This is a genomic window from Nitrosospira sp. Nsp13, assembly GCF_900101945.1.
Taxonomy (GTDB): domain Bacteria; phylum Pseudomonadota; class Gammaproteobacteria; order Burkholderiales; family Nitrosomonadaceae; genus Nitrosospira; species Nitrosospira multiformis_D.
In genome coordinates this window covers 281,832-300,755 of the sequence record NZ_FMVD01000003.1, presented here as the reverse complement: position 1 = coordinate 300,755, position 18,924 = coordinate 281,832, and the positions used below count along the sequence as shown (strand labels likewise).

Annotated in this window: 17 protein-coding genes; 5 read left to right on the top strand and 12 right to left on the bottom strand. The window is 52.3% G+C overall.

What is annotated here, in order from left to right:
• Window positions 1-213 (top strand): hypothetical protein (locus BLO43_RS06235; protein WP_217628034.1); only part of this gene is annotated, 213 nt, incomplete at its 5' end.
• Window positions 214-459: 246 nt separating this feature from the next.
• On the opposite strand, the gene mltG is transcribed toward BLO43_RS06235, so the two are convergent.
• The 9 genes from mltG to BLO43_RS06190 form a co-directional block, all read right to left on the bottom strand.
• Complete coding sequence (gene mltG, locus BLO43_RS06230) at window positions 460-1,458, bottom strand: endolytic transglycosylase MltG (protein WP_090906304.1); 999 nt, start codon at window positions 1,456-1,458, stop codon at window positions 460-462.
• Between the two features lie 15 nt (window positions 1,459-1,473).
• Entirely contained in the window at window positions 1,474-2,721 is a 1,248-nt protein-coding gene (gene fabF, locus BLO43_RS06225) for a beta-ketoacyl-ACP synthase II (protein ID WP_090906303.1), read from the bottom strand.
• 35 nt (window positions 2,722-2,756) lie between these two features.
• Window positions 2,757-2,993 (bottom strand): acyl carrier protein, encoded by a 237-nt coding sequence (gene acpP / locus BLO43_RS06220; protein ID WP_004177211.1) that lies wholly within the window; start codon window positions 2,991-2,993, stop codon window positions 2,757-2,759.
• A 147-nt stretch (window positions 2,994-3,140) separates the two neighbouring features.
• The gene (gene fabG, locus BLO43_RS06215) at window positions 3,141-3,884 is read right to left on the bottom strand and encodes a 3-oxoacyl-ACP reductase FabG (protein WP_090906302.1); all 744 of its coding nucleotides are present in this window, start codon (window positions 3,882-3,884) and stop codon (window positions 3,141-3,143) included.
• A 56-nt stretch (window positions 3,885-3,940) separates the two neighbouring features.
• Complete coding sequence (fabD, locus tag BLO43_RS06210; protein ID WP_090906301.1) at window positions 3,941-4,891, bottom strand: ACP S-malonyltransferase; 951 nt, start codon at window positions 4,889-4,891, stop codon at window positions 3,941-3,943.
• Window positions 4,892-5,081: 190 nt separating this feature from the next.
• Window positions 5,082-6,041 carry a beta-ketoacyl-ACP synthase III gene (locus BLO43_RS06205; RefSeq protein WP_090906300.1) on the bottom strand — a complete coding sequence of 320 codons (960 nt, stop codon included), beginning with the start codon at window positions 6,039-6,041 and terminating at the stop codon, window positions 5,082-5,084.
• Window positions 6,038-7,099 (bottom strand): phosphate acyltransferase PlsX, encoded by a 1,062-nt coding sequence (plsX, locus tag BLO43_RS06200; protein WP_090906299.1) that lies wholly within the window; start codon window positions 7,097-7,099, stop codon window positions 6,038-6,040. The genes BLO43_RS06205 and plsX overlap by 4 nt, the downstream gene beginning before the upstream one ends.
• 65 nt (window positions 7,100-7,164) lie before the next feature.
• Window positions 7,165-7,344 carry a 50S ribosomal protein L32 gene (rpmF, locus tag BLO43_RS06195; protein ID WP_074631668.1) on the bottom strand — a complete coding sequence of 60 codons (180 nt, stop codon included), beginning with the start codon at window positions 7,342-7,344 and terminating at the stop codon, window positions 7,165-7,167.
• A 27-nt stretch (window positions 7,345-7,371) separates the two neighbouring features.
• Window positions 7,372-7,869: a YceD family protein gene (locus BLO43_RS06190; protein ID WP_090906333.1), complete on the bottom strand. Its 498-nt coding sequence runs from the start codon at window positions 7,867-7,869 to the stop codon at window positions 7,372-7,374.
• Between the two features lie 204 nt (window positions 7,870-8,073).
• Between BLO43_RS06190 and BLO43_RS06185 the strand changes: the two genes are divergently transcribed.
• Both BLO43_RS06185 and BLO43_RS06180 read left to right on the top strand, forming a co-directional pair.
• Entirely contained in the window at window positions 8,074-8,670 is a 597-nt protein-coding gene (locus BLO43_RS06185; protein WP_090906332.1) for a Maf family nucleotide pyrophosphatase, read from the top strand.
• Entirely contained in the window at window positions 8,667-9,374 is a 708-nt protein-coding gene (locus tag BLO43_RS06180; RefSeq protein ID WP_090906298.1) for an SAM-dependent methyltransferase, read from the top strand. The genes BLO43_RS06185 and BLO43_RS06180 overlap by 4 nt, the downstream gene beginning before the upstream one ends.
• Window positions 9,375-9,454: 80 nt before the next feature.
• On the opposite strand, the gene BLO43_RS06175 is transcribed toward BLO43_RS06180, so the two are convergent.
• On the bottom strand, window positions 9,455-10,405 hold the full coding sequence (locus tag BLO43_RS06175; RefSeq protein ID WP_090906331.1) for a S49 family peptidase: 951 nt from the start codon (window positions 10,403-10,405) through the stop codon (window positions 9,455-9,457).
• A 226-nt stretch (window positions 10,406-10,631) separates the two neighbouring features.
• Window positions 10,632-11,663, bottom strand: coding sequence for an RluA family pseudouridine synthase (locus BLO43_RS06170; protein ID WP_090906297.1), 1,032 nt, complete (start codon window positions 11,661-11,663; stop codon window positions 10,632-10,634).
• Window positions 11,664-12,075: 412 nt separating this feature from the next.
• Between BLO43_RS06170 and BLO43_RS06165 the strand changes: the two genes are divergently transcribed.
• Window positions 12,076-14,877 (top strand): Rne/Rng family ribonuclease, encoded by a 2,802-nt coding sequence (locus tag BLO43_RS06165; protein WP_090906296.1) that lies wholly within the window; start codon window positions 12,076-12,078, stop codon window positions 14,875-14,877.
• Between the two features lie 268 nt (window positions 14,878-15,145).
• Here the strand turns inward: BLO43_RS06165 and BLO43_RS06160 are convergent, their stop codons facing one another.
• Window positions 15,146-15,634 (bottom strand): low molecular weight protein-tyrosine-phosphatase, encoded by a 489-nt coding sequence (locus tag BLO43_RS06160; RefSeq protein WP_090906295.1) that lies wholly within the window; start codon window positions 15,632-15,634, stop codon window positions 15,146-15,148.
• A gap of 407 nt (window positions 15,635-16,041) precedes the next feature.
• Between BLO43_RS06160 and BLO43_RS06155 the strand changes: the two genes are divergently transcribed.
• Window positions 16,042-18,783 carry an MGH1-like glycoside hydrolase domain-containing protein gene (locus tag BLO43_RS06155; RefSeq protein WP_090906294.1) on the top strand — a complete coding sequence of 914 codons (2,742 nt, stop codon included), beginning with the start codon at window positions 16,042-16,044 and terminating at the stop codon, window positions 18,781-18,783.
• The last annotated feature ends 141 nt before the right edge of the window (window positions 18,784-18,924 follow it).

The following is an 18,924-nucleotide window of genomic DNA, read 5'->3' as shown; positions in this document are numbered from 1 at the left end:
AGGCAGTGTGCATTGGATGCCTCGGTGAAGAGGCGCTTTGATCTCGAGGTCGAAACATCGCTGGCGCAGCAGCAACAGCTGGATGCCACGGATGAAATTCCTTTCGATCACTACCTGAGCAACTATTTTTTCCAGGATGCCGCCGCCAGCAGCATGCTTTCGCAGAATCTACCTCAAAATATACCGGACGGTTTTCTCAAAACCCGGAATTAGCGGTTACCTTTACGATCGATTTCTTAATCTATCGTGTGATTAGGGAACAGGTATTGCAGCCAGTGGCTGTTTCCGGAAGGTATTGCGAAGGTTACCAGCTATGAAATTCCACACCTGCGCCAGATTCTTTACCCACTTAATCAAGGGCGGCAACGTAATGGATTCGCAATCGAGACGATCAAGGCCCATGATTGATTATTCTATTAATAATCCATGACTTGCGCTCTCCTGTGGGCAGGAGAAAAACTAAGGTGGCTGTCGTCTCTGATACCTTGATACGGCACGATTGTGATCCGCCAGATTATTGGAAAAATGCGATTCCCCATTCCCTTTTGCGACAAAGTAAAGGGCATTGGTTTTAGCGGGATTCAACGCTGCCTGAATCGAGGCCAGTCCCGGCATGGCAATGGGGGTGGGGGGCAAGCCACCGCGCGTGTACGTATTGTATTCCTGATCGGTCAGAAGATCTTTCTTACGCAGGTTGCCGTCAAAATTTTTTCCCAGACCATAAATAACAGTTGGATCAGTTTGCAGCAACATGCCTAATCGCAACCGGTTGATAAATACCCCTGCCACCATGGTGCGGTCGCTCTCCCTACCGGTTTCTTTTTCAACAATTGATGCCAGGATCAATGCCTGATAAGGATCTGTCAGAGGCAGATCCGCGGCGCGTTCGGCCCATGCCGTATTGAGATGGTTCTGCATTGCGTGATAAGCACGCCTCAATATGGTGATGTCGCTGCTGCCCCGCGCAAAAAAATAGGTATCGGGAAAAAATAATCCTTCCGCTGGCGTTTCGCCCGCGCCGATTAACCGCAGGATTTCCTTGTCAGCAAGATGAGTGGTGTCGTGCCGGATGGCTGGATGCGCGTCCAGGATTTGTCTAAGCTGTGAAAAAGTCCAGCCTTCTATAAATCTGATCTCACTTTGATTGATGTCGCCTTTGGTGATACGTTCCAGTAATTGCAGTGGGGAAGTGCTTGCCGCAATTTCATAGTCTCCGGCCTTGAGTGAAGATGCGAGTCCCATCACCCGCGACAACAGGACAAAAGACCAGACATCATGCAAAACGCCCGCATCGGCTAATTGCTTCGCAACGCTTCTCAAGCTGCTGCCGGGTTCGATGGAGAACTCGTAGGGAACAACAGGAAGCTGAACGGGTTTGTTGATCTGATAGGTAAACCATCCAGCAAACAGGATTGCACTGGCCAGCACAAGGAAAATGATGCGTTTTAGCGTCCGCATGCGCTACAACGATAGTTAAATCTTACGGAAGATCAGCGTACCGTTTGTGCCACCAAAGCCAAATGAATTTGACATCGCCACATCAATCTTCATTTCTCGCGCGGTATTGGGAACGTAATCCAGATCGCATACCGGATCCTGGTCGAAAATATTGATGGTGGGAGGAGAAATCTGATGATGCACCGCCAAGGCAGAGAATATGGCCTCAACCCCGCCCGCCGCACCCAACAAGTGTCCAGTCATGGATTTTGTGGAATTAACCACAAGTTTCTTCGCATGCTCGCCAAAGCAGCGCTTCACCGCAATGGTTTCCGCAATGTCACCTAGCGGAGTGGAAGTGCCATGCGCATTGATATAATCCACTCCGGCGGCTTCTATCCCTGCATTTCTGAGCGCATTGGTCATGCAACGCGCAGCGCCCTCGCCATCTTCAGAGGGAGCAGTCATGTGGTAGGCATCAGCGCTCATGCCGAAGCCGGCCAGTTCAGCATAAATCTTCGCACCCCGGCGCTTGGCATGTTCCATTTCTTCCAGCACCAGAACCCCCGCTCCCTCGCCCAGCACAAAACCATCCCGGTCTTTATCCCACGGCCGGCTGGCGGTAACGGGATCGTCGTTGCGAGTCGACAGGGCCCGCGCCGAAGCAAATCCGCCAATAGCGAGCGGTGTTACGCAGGACTCCGCACCACCCGCGACCATTACATCCACATCACCGTATTCGATCAGACGTGCCGAGTCGCCAATGCAATGAGTCGCAGTGGTACAGGCGGTGACAATCGCAAGATTCGGCCCCTTGAATCCGAACATGATGGACAGGTTACCGGCGATCATATTGATGATGGTACTGGGAATGAAGAAGGGCGAGATCTTGCGCGGACCACCCACGTGATAAGTGTCGTGAGTATTCTCTATCATCGATAAGCCTCCGATTCCGGAGCCGATATTAACGCCGATACGCTCGGCATCTAGGTTCGTACCGGCTATCTCCCCGAGACCCGCGTCCTTGACCGCCTGGATTGCCGCAGCCATGCCATAGTGGATAAAAATATCCATCCGGCGCGCATCTTTAACAGAAAGATAATTTGTGACATCGAAATCCTTGACCTCACCGGCAATCTGGGACGCAAATGCGGAAGCATCGAAACGGGTAATGCGGGTAACACCCGATTTTCCCGCGACAACATTGGTCCATGCATCCGGAACGGTGTTTCCGATAGGCGAAATAATACCCAGACCAGTGATAACTACCCTACGTTTGGACAAAGTGACTCCGAGTCGGGGTGTGCTTAAAGCAGAAATTAGTTGGAGTGAGAATTGATATAATCAATGGCCTGCTGAACGGTATTTATTTTCTCTGCCTGCTCATCGGGAATTTCGCACTTGAATTCTTCTTCCAACGCCATGACCAGCTCCACGGTATCAAGCGAGTCGGCGCCCAGATCATCCACAAAGGACGATTCGTTTTTGACATCCGCCTCATTCACTCCCAGTTGCTCGGCCACGATCTTTTTTATACGCTGCTCTACATTTTCCATCTAGATTCCTCTTCTCCGGTAAGAAAAACGCCGTCATTCTAGCAAGTTTTCGGTATTAATAAAATCAGAACACCATCAACCATAAAATGAGCAGCCAGGATGCGTCCTGATAGCGTGCACCATTCTGCATTAATTTAAGTACTGCCATTAATCCATATACATTCCACCATTTACATGAAGCGTCGCACCGGTAATGTATCCCGCGTCCGGTGAAGCGATAAATGCAACTGCTGAAGCGATTTCTTTGGGCTGTGCCAATCTGCCCAGCGGTACGTGCTGGATCAGGTCTTGGTGCTGTTTGCCGGTAAGTGCGCGTGTCATGTCGGTCTCCACGAAACCTGGCGCGATGCAATTGACGGTAATGTTGCGGCTGCCCACTTCACGCGCCAGAGATTTGCTGAAACCAAATATCCCGGCTTTGGCTGCAGCATAATTCGCCTGTCCCATATTGCCGGTAGCTCCCACTACCGACGAAATGTTGATGATGCGTCCGTACCTTGCTTTCATCATGGCTCGCAACACTGCGCGGCTCAAACGAAAAACTGATTTAAGATCAGTTTCCATGATTTCATCCCACTCTTCGTCTTTCATCCGGACGAGTATATTATCCCGGGTAATACCGGCGTTATTCACCAGTATTGAGATATCACCAAATTCCTGACGTACCGTATTAAGAACGTTTTCAATCTGGACCGCATTATTTACGTTCAGCATCATGCCGCTACCTTTGATACCCTCCTCTTTCAGGTAATGGCTGATGATCCGGGCGCCATCTTCGGTGGTGGCGGTACCAATCGTAGTGGCACCTTGCCTGCCGAGTTCAAGCGCAATCGCCTGTCCGATGCCCCGGCTGGCGCCGGTCACGAACGCTATTTGATTTTGCAGCATCATTCTCCAGTATGTTCAATACGAATCACTCTGCGCGACAAACGCCCAGCTTCTTCATCCTACATTAATACAGCCGCAGCATGCTGAAGTGCCACGCCATCCGTCAGTGCAAAACTCTGCACATTTCCATCTATCCGCTTGTTAAGTCCCGACAGCACTTTACCTGGACCGCATTCCATCACATGAAGAACACTCGCTGCGGCAAAGGAGCGAATAGTTTCTGTCCATCGTACTGGTTCGCATAATTGCCGCACCAGAATTTTCTTTATTTCAGCGGGCTCATCGTGCTGTTGCACATCTGCATTGTGCAATACCGGGATTTTTGGCCGCATGAGCGTCACCAACTCCAACTTTTGTTGCATTTTCTCGGCTGCTTCACTCATCAAAGAGCAATGTGAGGGCACACTCACTGGCAACATCAATGTTCGTTTTGCTCCATTCGACGCCGCCAGTTCCATGCCGCGTATCACCGCATTTCTATGTCCCGCGATTACGATCTGGCCAGGCGAATTAAAGTTTGCCGGCTCCAGCAATTCCCCATCAGAAGCACTGGTAACTTGCTTGCACACCGTGCGCACCAGCTCATCCTCAAGCCCCAGGATCGCAGCCATACCCCCCACACCTTCCGGGACAGCCTGCTGCATCACCTCTGCCCGAAAACGCACCAGTAACAGTGCATCGGCAAAAGCCAATGCTCCCGAGGCTACCAGTGCGGTATATTCTCCCAGGCTATGCCCCGCCACAAAAAACGGCTTCGCATCTCCCAGGCTTTCCCAAGCACGATATACCGCAACACCCGCCATTAACATCAGCGGTTGGGTGTTAACTGTTAGATTGAGCTTATCAACTGGGCCATTTTCGGCCATCATCCAGAAATCCTGCCCGAGAATATCGGATGCTTCGGCAAAGGTCTTGCGCACGATGGGAAAATCGGCATATCCATTCATCATTCCCACTGATTGAGAGCCTTGGCCAGGAAACACGCATGCAAATCTTACGGGGACTCCCATTGACGTTCCCTCGTTAATAGAGCAGATAAAAAAATTGATAATCCACTAACTACAGGCCGAAAATAAATAAGTGATGAATATTCAATTGAAAAATAAGTCAACTGCCGGATCTAGCAGTCTGTCGGACTTAAAGGAACAAGTCTGACAGGCTGCTGGTTTATTGACCACCTCATTTACAAATATCCGCGCTTTACCAACGAATCAGCACTGCCCCCCAGGTGAATCCCCCTCCTACGCCCTCCAGCAGCACATGCTGGCCGGATTGGATGCGGCCGTCACGTACGGCTGCATCCAGCGCCAGGGGAATAGAGGCTGCGGAAGTGTTACCTTGCCGGTCCAGGGTAACAACCACTTTTTCCATCGGAATCCCCAACTTCCTGGCGGTGGAGACGATAATACGGATGTTGGCCTGATGCGGAATCAACCAATCAATATCAGACACTTGCAGATTATTCTCAGCCAGCGCTTCATATACCACTTCTTCCAATACCTTTATCGCAAACTTGAAAACCGTATTACCTTCCATCGTAACGAATGGCGTGCCCTGCACCTTGCCGCCGCAGACACTCCCGGGCACCGCGAGGATTTTGCTATGGCTGCCGTCAGCATGCAGATGACTTGAAAGTATTCCAGGCTGATCACTCCGAGTCAGTATGACGGCGCCCGCGCCGTCACCGAACAGCACACAAGTGCTGCGATCAGTCCAGTCGAGTATACGCGAATAGATTTCGGTACCAACCACCAGCGCGGTGCGGCACTTTCCGGCGCGAATAAACATGTCTGCCGTGGCAAGCGCGTAGACGAAACCACTGCATACCGCCTGCACATCAAATACTGGGCAACCCCTGACCCCGAGCTTATCCTGCAAAATGCAGGCAGTGCTGGGAAAAATCACATCCGGCGTGGTAGTGGCAACAATGATCAGATCGATATCCACAGCCGTAACACCCGCCGCCTCCATTGCTTTACGGCTCGCGTTGAGCGCCAGATCACTGGCCATTTGATTGTCCGCTGCGATGTGACGCTCCGCGATACCGGTGCGAGTACGTATCCACTCATCACTGGTATCCACCATGCGCTCCAGATCATGATTTGTGAGAATTCTTTCCGGCAGATAGCTGCCTGTCCCCACAATTCTGGAATAAATCATGTCGGATGCTCCTCCGGCATGGATCTTGGATAAGAAGACAAACTTTCCGGCTGATGCGGCAACTTTGCTGCGCGTGCACTCAGATGGCGCAGCATCCCGCCGCGCACTTCATCCACTGCGCGCGCAATGGCGAAAGTGAATGCATAACTGTCCGCCGCGCCGTGGCTTTTGATAACAATGCCACGCAATCCCAGCAGGCTCGCTCCATTGTATTGGCGGTGATCCACTCGCCGTTTGAATGCCTTAATGACCGGCAAGGCGACAAGTCCCGCGAATTTCGTGAGAAAATTTCGCTTGAATTCTTCGCGCAGGTAAGTGGAAAGCATCTGTGCTACCCCTTCCGACGTTTTCAAGGCAACATTGCCGACAAAGCCATCACACACAACCACGTCGGTCGTTCCTTTATAAATGTCATTGCCTTCGATGTTCCCGTAAAAATTGAGTCCACTGTCCCTCAGCAATTCCGCAGCCTGTTTCACTACTTCATTACCTTTAATCTCTTCCTCGCCAATATTCAGCAAGCCGACGCTGGGTCTCTTTTTATTTTCAACGGAGGATACCAGGGTAGCCCCCATGATACCGAATTGAAGCAGATGCTCGGCGCTACAATCCACGTTGGCGCCCAGATCAAGCACATACGTGCGTCCCCGTATCGTAGGCAGCACCACCGCGAGCGCAGGTCGGTCAATGCCGGGAAGCATCTTCAATACAAAACGTGAAGTTGCTATCAATGCCCCCGTATTACCCGCACTCACACAAGCTTGAGCCTCACCGTTTTTCACGAGATCGAGTGCAACTCGCATCGAGGAATTTTTCTTATTGCGTAACGCCAGGGCGGGCGACTCATCCATACCCACCACCTCGCTCGCGGCGTGAATTCTAAGTCGCGGACCGGGTGCAAATTTGATGGCGCGCAATTCCGACTCAATGGCGTCGGGCAATCCCACCAGAACAATATCCGTTCCGGGATTATGATGGAGATAATCGACGACTGCGGGAACCGTCACATGAGGGCCGTGATCGCCACCCATGCAGTCTATAGCTACGGTAATATCCAATATTGACGCCTTTGAGACCGGGGATAAGCCGGAATTTCGATGTCCCCGGAACAATGGGGCGAAATTTAATCTTCCTTGGTCTTGACGACTTTCTTGCCGCGATAATAACCGTTGGGACTAATGTGATGACGCAAATGGACCTCACCGGTTTTAGAGTCCACCGTCAACGGCGAACTGGTCAAAAAATCATGTGAGCGGTGCATACCGCGCTTGGATGGAGATTTTTTGTTTTGTTGGACTGCCATGGTGTTTCTCCTTCTTAAATGTAAGTTTCAATGCAGCTTTTTCAGGTGCGCCAACGCGGAAAATGGAGTTTTTTTACCCGCTGTATCCCCGCTACCGACCGTGATGATCGCGCATTCACTCTCCCTATGACGCGGCGAAATCGGCAGACTCAGGATTATTTCATCCTCAATCAGCGCCAGAACATCCATGTCGGATCTCGCCAGAATAACATCAATCGATTCGTCTTCATCGATACGGGAAAGTTCGCTTTCATTACTTGCCAGCAATAAATCCGTCCGCACATCCAGTACGTGCTTGAGTTCCCCGAGACAACGCTGGCACTGGAGGTTTATGGATCCCTGAACAGTGATTTGCAAAACCGGTTCGCCCTTACTCAGAGTGCCGGCAACGGTATACTTCAATTCGCCGCAATTGCCAACCAGATAATCCTGCAAGCGCCCAAGCTCGGAAATCGAGATTTTACCATGATGCACGCCGGCATTACGGGCAAAATCGATGGCATCTATGATGAGATGTCCTGGCATATAAGTCTTTATAAAATCAAATTGCGCACATCCCGGCATTGCCCCGCCAGTCAGGTTGCAGGTTGCCTGCCGGCCGCGCGCTGAGCGCCTTCAGTTGGTAAGTCAACGCTTTTAGTATTAGAATCCCGAAGCTGCCCAACTGCCCATACGGCGCGCATAATATATTTTTTGCCTCCGGGTGTCAAAATCCATCTCACAGCAAACTTGAAAACACAACAAACCGCTCAACGACTTATATTGGGATCCAGCTCCATTTATCGCCATGAACTACTCAAACGCCTGCAAATTCCGTTTGAAGTATTTAGTCCGGAAATTGACGAAACCCCTCTGATAGATGAGATTCCTGAAGCCACCGCGCTTCGCCTTGCGGCTGCAAAAACGCGTGCGGTTGCGGTAACCTATCCCGATGCGCTCATTATCGGCGCCGATCAGGTAGCAGTGCTGGAAGGCATCCAGCTCGGCAAACCATTGAACCGTATCAATGCAAGCAGGCAGCTACAATTCATTCGCGGGAAAGAAGTGGTATTTCATACAGCGTTGAGTCTTTTCAATGCCCGCAACGGCAACATGCAGACACGACTTATTCCTTCCCATGTCAAGTTTCGCCAATTAAGCGACCAGCAAATCGACAACTATCTCGATAAAGAACAGCCGTATCATTGTGCGGGAAGCGCCAAGGCAGAGGGGCTGGGTATCGCATTGATCGAACGTATGGCGAGCGACGACCCCAGTGCGTTGATTGGCTTGCCGCTGATCGCACTGGTGGAAATGCTGGCAAATGAAGGTGCAAGGATAGTATGAACTCCGGTACGCTCTATCTCATTCCCGCCCCGCTTGGTGAAGGTGATATTGCCTGGATGATCCCCGCCGCCGTAAGGCAATGTATAACAGGACTTGGCCACTATGTTGTCGAGCATCCAAAAACCGCCAGACAATTTCTGAAACAGATTGGCTGTATCCTGCCGTTACAGCAAATCAGCATGCAGGTGCTAAATGAACATACCCAGCCCAAAGAACTTTTAGGCTTACTTACACCATTGCTTGCGGGAAATGATGTCGGGTTACTATCTGAAGCCGGTTGCCCCGCGGTAGCCGACCCCGGTGCAGGATTAGTGCGTCTTGCTCACCAAAATAATCTTCGGGTGGTGCCGCTGGTGGGGCCATCTTCCATATTGCTGGCACTCATGGCGTCTGGATTGAATGGCCAGCGCTTCGTGTTTCACGGCTATCTCCCGGTAGAGAAAAACCAACGTGTCAAGACAATCGTTGGGTTGGAAAGAGACTCGATAGCCCGCGATCAGACCCAGATATTCATTGAGACCCCGTATCGCAATCAGAAGCTGCTGGAATCCCTTGTTTTTGCCTGTCACGATGACACAGCTCTCTGCGTTGCTTGCAATCTCACGCTGGCAAGCGAGTATATTTCAACCAGAACAGTCAAGGAATGGAAAAATACTTTACCCGATCTTAATAACAAGCCTGCCATTTTTTTGCTACAGGGTTAACAGGTCCTAAGAACCCTTTATGGAATGTATTGCCGGAAAATTGCGGTTTTCTCAAGACTTCCCGGATAAATCGGGATTTGTTACCGTAATCCCCAACCACTTCCTGTACTGATCAGCGTGTCCGCCATCACCGCCCCAAAGCGTTTGGCGAAACGCTCGGCAAATCCTTCCCGGGCCGTGTAATCCACGATGTGTTCGGCCTTGATAATTTCGCGCGCCACATATTCGGCACTACCCATGGCATCGGCAAGTCCGAGGTCGATACTTTTCTGGCCTGTCCAGACTATGCCGCTGAATATTTCTGGCGCATCCTTCAGACGCTCTCCCCTGCCTTGCCGGACCACCCGAATAAACTGCTCATGGACATCACCCAGCATCTCTTTGGCGTATTCTTCCTGTTCGGTGTTAGGCGGTGAAAAAGGATCAAGAAAACCCTTGTTTTTTCCCGCCGTGATTAATCGCCGCTCGACGCCCAGTTTCTCCATTGCACCGGTGAAACCAAAACCATTCATCAGCACGCCGATGGAACCAACAATACTGGCTTTATCCACATAAATCTTGTCAGCCGCGGCGGCAACATAGTAACCACCGGAGGCACAAATGTCTTCAACTACGGCATAAAGTGGAATTTGAGGATATTCGGCGCGCAAGCGGCGGATTTCGTCGTTGATGTAACCCGCCTGCACTGGACTGCCGCCAGGACTGTTGATACGCAGAATCACGCCCTGCGTTTTCTTATCCTTGAACGCACTCTGTAAGCCCATGTTCACATTATCCGCGCTGCCAATGCTGTCGGACGAGATAACGCCACGCAGCTCAACCAAGGCAGTATGTTTGCCGGAGATGGACATTTCGCTGTCACCTAGCCATCCCAAACCAAAAAATAAAAGCATGAACAGATAGACAAACGTGAGTGATTTGAAAAATATGCCCCATTGCCGTGCCTTGCGCTGTTCCCGCACGGAAGAAAGCAAAAGTTTTTCAAGTACCTGCTTATCCCAGTTTTCGTTGTGATTATCTGAATCCGCCATGATTTGTTTCATCCTTCCAGTGAAATAAGCAGCAAATCCATCTAGGCATAGTTGCTGCTCATAAAAATATTACCATCTCGCTTTTCGATTTTGTAGCCCTATAAGTGTAGGGCGTGCGTCACCAAAAAATCCAAATCGCAGTATGGATGAGACGGATCAAGTATAACCGCGAATCATGGAATTCACTTTCTATTCGGTCTAACAGACTGGCGTAAGGATAATTTGGTTATCCGGTGAATCCGCCGCCACCGTCGACATCTAATCCATTCAGAAATTCCTGTAAATCTTTCGCCAGCGGCGCTTCCAGAAGCAAACTCTTACCCGTCACAGGATGCACCACTTCAACCAGGAATGCGTGCAAAAACATACGCTCCAGATTTGGTTTTGCGGCGCCTCTCGCCAGCTTCTTGTTCAAGGTGAAATCTCCATACTTGTCATCACCCGCTATAGGGAAACCGAGGTGAGCAAGATGCACCCGAATCTGATGAGTACGGCCGGTTTTTAGTTCCGCTTCCAACAGACTGAAACCCTGCCAGGATTTCTTCAGCGTAAATACCGTATGAGCCGTCATTCCCCCGATTTTATCCCGTGCACTCGTGGCAATGGCTACACGCCGTTCTCCGGCGGCCGTCACGTATTTGTTGAGGGGCAGTTTCACGCTTTGCCGTGCATTATGCCACCTGCCCTTCACCAGCGTCAGGTAACGCTTTGCTATCAATCTCGCACGGATTTGACGGTGCAGGTCCACGAGTGTCGCGCGGCTTTTGGCAAGGAGCAGAACTCCGGAAGTTTCCCTGTCCAGCCGATGAACCAATTCCAGGAATTTCCAGTCGGGGTGCTGAGCACGCAGTTGCTCTATGACACCGAAGCTCACGCCGCTGCCGCCATGCACCGCAAGTCCTGCCGGCTTGTTGATTACCAAGAGCGTTTCATCTTCATATAATACCTCGAATGGAATAAATGCGGATTTGGTGATCTTCTTTTTGGAAAGAGGGTTATCCTGCGCTATTCTCACCGGCGGAATACGCACAATGTCGCCCAGCTTGAGTGGATGGCCGGCGTCGACGCGCTTGCTGTTAAGCCGTACCTGTCCACTCTGCAATAACTGATAGATATGGCTTTTAGGCACACTTCTAAGGCGCTTCATCAGGAAATTATCTATGCGCTGGCCGTCGCTGTCCTCCCCTACGATTTCCTTGATTACAGCGCGTGGAGGAAATTCTTTGCCTAAATCCTTAATTCTACTTATACTTACCAATTCGAAGTTCCAGCCTATCCTTTATCCGGTGCGCAAAATGGCGCTGTTGATGAGATTTTGTCCGACAGAGACAAGAGCCGACTTCGAAAACCTGGTTAATGTCGCTCACCAATAAAGTAGCGATGGTAATTGATTTGCGCGCTCAAAGCACACGTAGATTTCAGTTTTCAGTTTCGTAGCGTCCGCTTGCCGGAACAGCCATAGTCGAAACCTGATTGAAACTTAATTTTCCGGTTCTGCTTGTAAGAAAGCAGGGCCCCCAGTGACAAGCCAGAGAAATAGTCATCTTTAACAAGCAGCCCGACACCATGATCAAAGTTGCCTGACTAAAAAGTTCTCGTATACGTGCGTCGGACACAGTCTCCGTCACGCGTAGGCTGTCTGCCCGTGACCAGAGCGCGGGAGGCATAAAATGAAACGCATGTTATTTAATGCGACACAGCCGGAAGAACTCCGTGTCGCCATTGTTGACGGTCAGAAGCTTATTGATCTCGACATTGAATCCGCCGGCAAGGAACAACGCAAGAGCAATATTTACAAGGCAGTCATCACCCGTCTCGAGCCCAGTCTCGAAGCCGCTTTTGTTGAGTATGGCGGCGAACGCCACGGTTTTCTTCCATTCAAGGAAATTTCCCGCTCTTACTTCAAGGACAATGCCGACCCGGCCCGGGTTCGCGTTCAGGAAGTGCTGCATGAGGGCCAGGAACTCATCGTGCAGGTGGATAAAGACGAACGCGGGACTAAAGGCGCGGCGCTCACTACCTATATCTCACTGGCGGGCCGTCATCTGGTTCTGATGCCCAACAATCCGCGCGGCGGCGGTGTATCACGCCGCATCGAAGGCGAAGATCGTGCGGAACTGCGTGACGTAATGTCGCAACTGAATGTCCCTGCGGGCATGAGCATTATCGCTCGCACGGCCGGGATAGGACGCAGTGAAGAAGAATTACAGTGGGACCTCAATTATCTATTACAGCTGTGGCGAGCTATTGAAGACGCCTCGAAGAATCAAAGCGGCGCCTTCCTGATTTATCAGGAAAGCAGCCTTGTAATCCGCGCCATCCGCGATTACTTTCATCAGGAGATCGGCGAAATCCTGATCGATACCGAAAGCATCTACGAGCAGGCCTGTCAGTTCATGAGTCATGTCATGCCCGCCAACGTAAACCGCGTTAAGCTCTATCGCGACGATGTACCGTTATTTTCACGTTTCCAGATCGAGCACCAAATTGAAACGGCCTATTCACGCCAGGTAACGCTGCCTTCGGGCGGCGCGATCGTTATCGACCATACCGAAGCACTGGTATCGGTCGACGTAAATTCCGCACGTGCCACGCGCGGTTCCGATATCGAGCAAACCGCGCTGAACACCAATCTGGAAGCTGCGGACGAAATCGCACGGCAACTGCGCCTGCGTGACTTGGGCGGACTGGTGGTGATTGATTTCATCGATATGGAAATCACGCGTAATCAGCGTGAAGTGGAAAATCGTCTGCATGAATCATTACGTTATGATCGTGCCCGCGTACAGATGGGCAAGATTTCGCGTTTCGGCCTGCTCGAGTTGTCGCGCCAGCGTTTGCGCCCTTCGCTGGGCGAGAGCAGCTACATTTCTTGTCCACGTTGCCATGGCACGGGACACATTCGCGGCACCGATTCCTCCGCATTGCATATTCTCAGGATCATCCAGGAAGAGGCGATGAAAGAGAACACCGCCGTGCTTCACGCCCAAGTACCGGTTGATGTCGCCACCTACCTGCTAAACGAAAAACGAGCGGAAATACATGCCATTGAAGCACGATTGAAGGTTAATGTCGTGTTAATCCCGAACGTTCATCTGGAAACTCCGAACTACAACATCACACGTTTGCGCCATGACGATGTGAAGCTTGGTGAAGTTCAAACCAGCTATCAGATGGTAGAAAAACCAGCACAGGAAATTGCTTTGCCGTCAGCCGCACAGGAAGCCAAACCGGCACGGCAGCAGGCGGCGGTGCGTGGCATCACGCCGTCACAGCCAGCTCCGGTACGTGAGCAAAAATCACTCCATGAGCCTCAGCAACTCTCATTTATGGATAAAATATTTGGCTGGTTCAAGCAAATGAGCGGGGAGGAAAGGAAAGTCCAGCCGGAACCGATCACGACCCAGCCGCAGCGGCCAGAGCGCGGACGCGGGCGACGCGATCGCGGCCGTGAAGGACGGGATGGTGAATACACTGAAAAACCGCCACGTGGCGGTCAACGCGCACGTGAGGAGCGTGGCAGCGAGGCCCCTGGTATTTCGAGTCCGGCCAAGGAAGCCGCGCCTCAGCGGCTCGATCGCGGCGAACCAAAACTCCAGGGCGAGCGATCCGCTCAAAAAAAGCAGCAGCGCGCACCGCGTGAAGAGAAAATCCGGACCGATGCCAAGTTACCCGCAGGGGAAGAGCGACCAGCGACCGAGGACCTCTTGCAGCAAAGCGAAGATGGCGGACGCCGCCGCCGTCGTGGCGGAAGGCAGCGTGATCGGGGCGAGCGCTCAGAGCGCCTTCCGCACGAAAACAAGCAAGCCAATGGGCGAGATCTCCACCCACAACAGGCAGCCAACCAGGCTACGCCGGAAGAAAACCTTCCATCGGCGGCAGTCGCCATTCCCGCATCTGTACAGGGGGCTTCCGCGCTTATTGCTGCTGCTTCCTCCGTGCGAACAGTGGAGATCCTCTCAGAACCGGAGACCGCATTCACTCCCGCATCGTTGCAAACGAACGAGACCATACCCATGGTAGCGGAGCCGGCGGCACTGGACGAATCATTGGCACCCGCCAATGTACCCATATTGGTTGAGCCGGAAACCGGAGCCGGCGAACAGCTACCCGTGCAGGAGCCCGTTCCGGAATCTCCGTCTGTCAATGCGCCTGCCCTCGTCACCCTGGCGCTGGAACCCATCAAGAATGAAGCTGGGATACAGGATGGAAGTCCCGCGCCAGCGCTTGAGACAACATCCGCACCAGAACTGCGAGAATCTCCACAGCATCAAGCGCCGCAAGTCACTGAATCACCGAATCTGGCGGAAAGCGGATTGATCATGATAGAGACCATTCCGGAAAAAATAAAACCCGTGGAGACCGATGCAGCAGAGGAACCCACTTTGACGGAGCCGCGGCGGAAAAGATCCACTCCCCCACCATTGGTGGAGCATAATGAACCGTTAGTACAAATCGAAACGCATAAATAAACAACCCGTCCCGAAGGGGCGGGGTACTACTCGTAATCTTGGGCCTGTTTGCAACGCCACAAATGGCGGAAAATTCGACCCGAAGAAATAAAAAAGGCGGAAATGACTTCCGCCTTTTTTATCTTACCGTGACAAATCTACGCAGAAGATAGATTTAAATTTACTTTAACCTAAGTCGACCCTGTAGCCAGCTCACGAAAAAACGCAAGTGACGCAGGTATTCTTTGCGGCGCTTGGTACTAAACTGAACAGTGGCCAACTGCCGAATTCAGGGCTCAATTATCTCTTCATTACGAATTCTATCAAGCAACCCCCTCCCCGCTTCCTCTACCAAGTTCAGAACGTGTTCAAAGCCCTGGTGTCCACCAAAATAGGGGTCGGGTACTTCTGTTACACCTTCAGAAAACTGTTTGCCATATTGCATCAGCAGCCCGAGCTTATGGCTGTATTGAGGTGGGCATTCCCGCTTGAGTATGGCAAGATTTCCCCTGTCCATCGCCAGAATATAATGAAAAACTTCGAAATCCCTCTCATGTATCTGCCGCGCACGTAATTCTCTCGCATCATAGCCACGCCGCACGGCTGCTCTTTGAGCCCTTTCATCCGGTGGCTCGCCAGTATGAAAATCATGAGTACCGGCGGAATCGATATAGATCGCTTCTTCAAAGCCGGCAGCCCTGACCTGATGTCTGAACACCGCCTCCGCGGTAGGTGAACGACAGATATTCCCCATGCAGACAAAAAGAACTTTAATCATTGTTTTTCCAATCAATACGTTATAACCACTTTCTTAATCAGGATATATCGTCAAGACAAGACCGGTGCAGTGTGGAAAACTCCATAGGAGCCGATGTTAAAGTGTACCAAAGATGAGATAGGATTTGGGTGGATCGGAACATCCGGCCGCATACCTCCAAGCAATTGTGCCGCCTATTCCTGTTTTGACCGCCCTTGCGATTCCCCTATATACATCTCTCATATTTCATCTCGATGTCTCTTTATCATTCTGTCCATTTCATGCCCATCCCCAGCTTCGGGATAGCATAAACGGAACAGTATATTTGCCCGCTACGCACGGCAATAAAACGTATTGACCGTATAAACAGCGGAGGTATACAGTAGAGATACATACTCTCTCCAAAAGAAGAAAAAGGAAGGAAACCCATGCCGGAGAAAAAAATCGTCGACGTAACGGAACAGAAGCGGTTGAATGACGCTCGCGAGGCGGGAATCCCGTGGAAGAAATGGGGACCCTACCTCAGCGAGAGGCAGTGGGGCACAGTCCGCGAGGACTACAGCGAGGACGGCAACGCGTGGGACTATTTTTCCCATGATCAGTCGCGCTCGCGCGCCTACCGTTGGGGCGAGGACGGGCTGGGGGGAATCTGCGATGAAAAACAACGGCTGTGCTTTGCCCTCGCTCTGTGGAACGAGCATGACCCTATCCTGAAGGAGCGCCTGTATGGGCTCACTAACAGCGAGGGCAACCATGGCGAGGATGTCAAGGAGTACTACTTCTACATCGACAGCACGCCCACCCACTCTTACATGAAGTATCTGTACAAGTATCCGCAGCGGGCGTTTCCCTACCGCGATCTTATCGAGAAAAACCGGAGACGGTCACGGGAAGAGTTCGAGTATGAATTACTCGATACCGGCGTGTTTGACGACAACCAGTATTTTGACGTGTTCCTGGAGTATGCCAAAAACAGCCCAGAAGACATACTCATCCGTATCACCGCTCACAATCGCGGGCAGGAAGCAGCCCGGCTCCGTCTGTTGCCGACGTTGTGGTTCCGAAACACGTGGTCTTGGGGCACAGATGATCAAAAGCTCTCACTGCGCATGGTGGCGCCAGGTACGATTCAAGCCTCCCACCATGAATTGGGCGAGTACTGGCTGTATTGCGATGGAGCGCCCGAGCTACTGTTCACGGAGAATGAGAGCAATGCGCAGCGCCTCTGGAAGCAACCTAATGCTTCTCCCTACGTCAAGGATGCATTCCACGCTTACATCATCTCGGGGCAGGACGAGGCGGTAAATCCCGCCCAGGCAGGGACCAAGGCTGCGGCCCACTATGTCTTCGACGTGCCCGGCGGCGAAAGCAAGACTGTCCGCCTGCGTCTGACGAACGCCTGCATGGACGATGCATTTGGTGGTTTCGAGCCGATATTTGACAGCCGGATCGCCGACGCCGACGAATTCTACGATCGGATTTCGCCGAACTCGTTGAACGAAGATGAGCGCCGGGTGCATCGCCAGGCGCTGGGAGGAATGTTATGGAGCAAGCAGTATTACTACTTTGACCTGGAGCAGTGGCTGAGCGAGCACAACAGTCATCCGCTGCTCGAATCCGTCCGGCACGGAGTGCGGAACACCGAATGGTTCCACATGCTCAACGCCGACGTCATCTCGATGCCGGACAAATGGGAATACCCCTGGTATGCAGCCTGGGATCTGGCCTTCCACACGCTGGCCCTGGCGCTGGTGGATTTCGATTTCGCCAAGGAACAGCTTCTGCTAATGCTGCGTAATCTCTATTTTCATCCCAACGGACAGATTCCCGCCTATGAGTGGAACTTCAGCGATGTAAATCCCCCGGTGCATGCCTGGGCTACGCTGTCTCTCTACAAGACGGGGCGCGCACTCGGCCGGCCCGATCTTCGTTTCCTGGAACGATCATTTCAGGGGTTGATGCTGAATTTCAACTGGTGGGTGAACCGGAAGGATCCCATGGGGCGCAACGTCTTCGCTGGCGGCTTTCTGGGGTTGGACAACATTGGCGTATTCGACCGGAGCGCCCAGCTTCCGACGGGCGGAACGCTGGAGCAAGCGGACGGAACGGCCTGGATGGCATTCTACTGTCAGTGTATGCTCGAAATGGCCCTTATTCTGCAGGAATACGACCCGATATACGAGGACATTGCCTACAAATTCGTCGAGCATTTTATCTGGATTTCCTATGCGATGGATCGCATCGGTGAACATCACGACGAGATGTGGGACGAGCAGGACGGCTTCTTCTATGATCTGCTGCGCCTGCCGGACGGCCAGGCGATGCGTCTAAAAGTGCGGTCGATGGTAGGACTGCTGCCGCTGTGCGCATCCACGGTATTCGGGGCGAACGTGGCGATGCAACATCCGAAGCTGACGGAGATGACGGCCTTGTTCCGGAAACGCCATCCGGAAGTGTTTTCCCACCTCGCCCCGACTGAAGAGGGTTACATCGGCTATAAAGGGCGGCGACTGGTATCGATCCTCAGCAAAAAGAAGCTTGAGCGAGTGCTCGGTTACCTGCTCGACGAGAACGAATTTCTCGGGCCGCACGGAATTCGTTCACTTTCGCGCTATCACCTGGATCATCCGTTCAGGTTCTGGGTGGGCCATCAGGAGCTTAAGGTCCAATATCTGCCAGCCGAATCGGATAGCGGAATGTTCGGCGGGAATTCCAACTGGCGGGGTCCGGTGTGGATGCCGGTCAATACGCTGATTATCCGGGCACTATTGAATTTATATAGTTTTTATGGTGACGAATTCAAGGTTCAGTGCCCGGCCGGTTCCGGCCAATACATGACGCTGTTCGAGGTCGCGCAGGAAATCTCACGTCGGCTGGCAAGCATTTTCCTGCGCGATGTCAACGGACGGCGACCGGTCTACGGCGGAACGGCCAAGTTCCAGAAAGATCCGCATTGGCGCGACCTGATTCTATTTTATGAGTACTTCCACGGTGACAACGGAGCGGGGCTTGGGGCCAGCCACCAGACGGGCTGGACCGGTCTGGTCGCCTCCCTTCTGGATCTCTTTGGTCGCCTCGACGCCGAGATCGGGCTGGAGACCGAACGCGAGGACATATTTGACCGGCTCGTGAAGGAGCAGGCGGGTGGCGAGGACGAGACCGGGAAATAAGATGAAAACCTGCGCTACCCCGGTATCCTTCCCTGCTTCAGGTCGATACTCGCGCTTATCTGTCGGACCGCGCCGCTGAGTTAGGCCGCCCCGCGCGCGGCGGCATTCTCGCCTGAAACCCGCTGGCCGGCGGCGATTTGA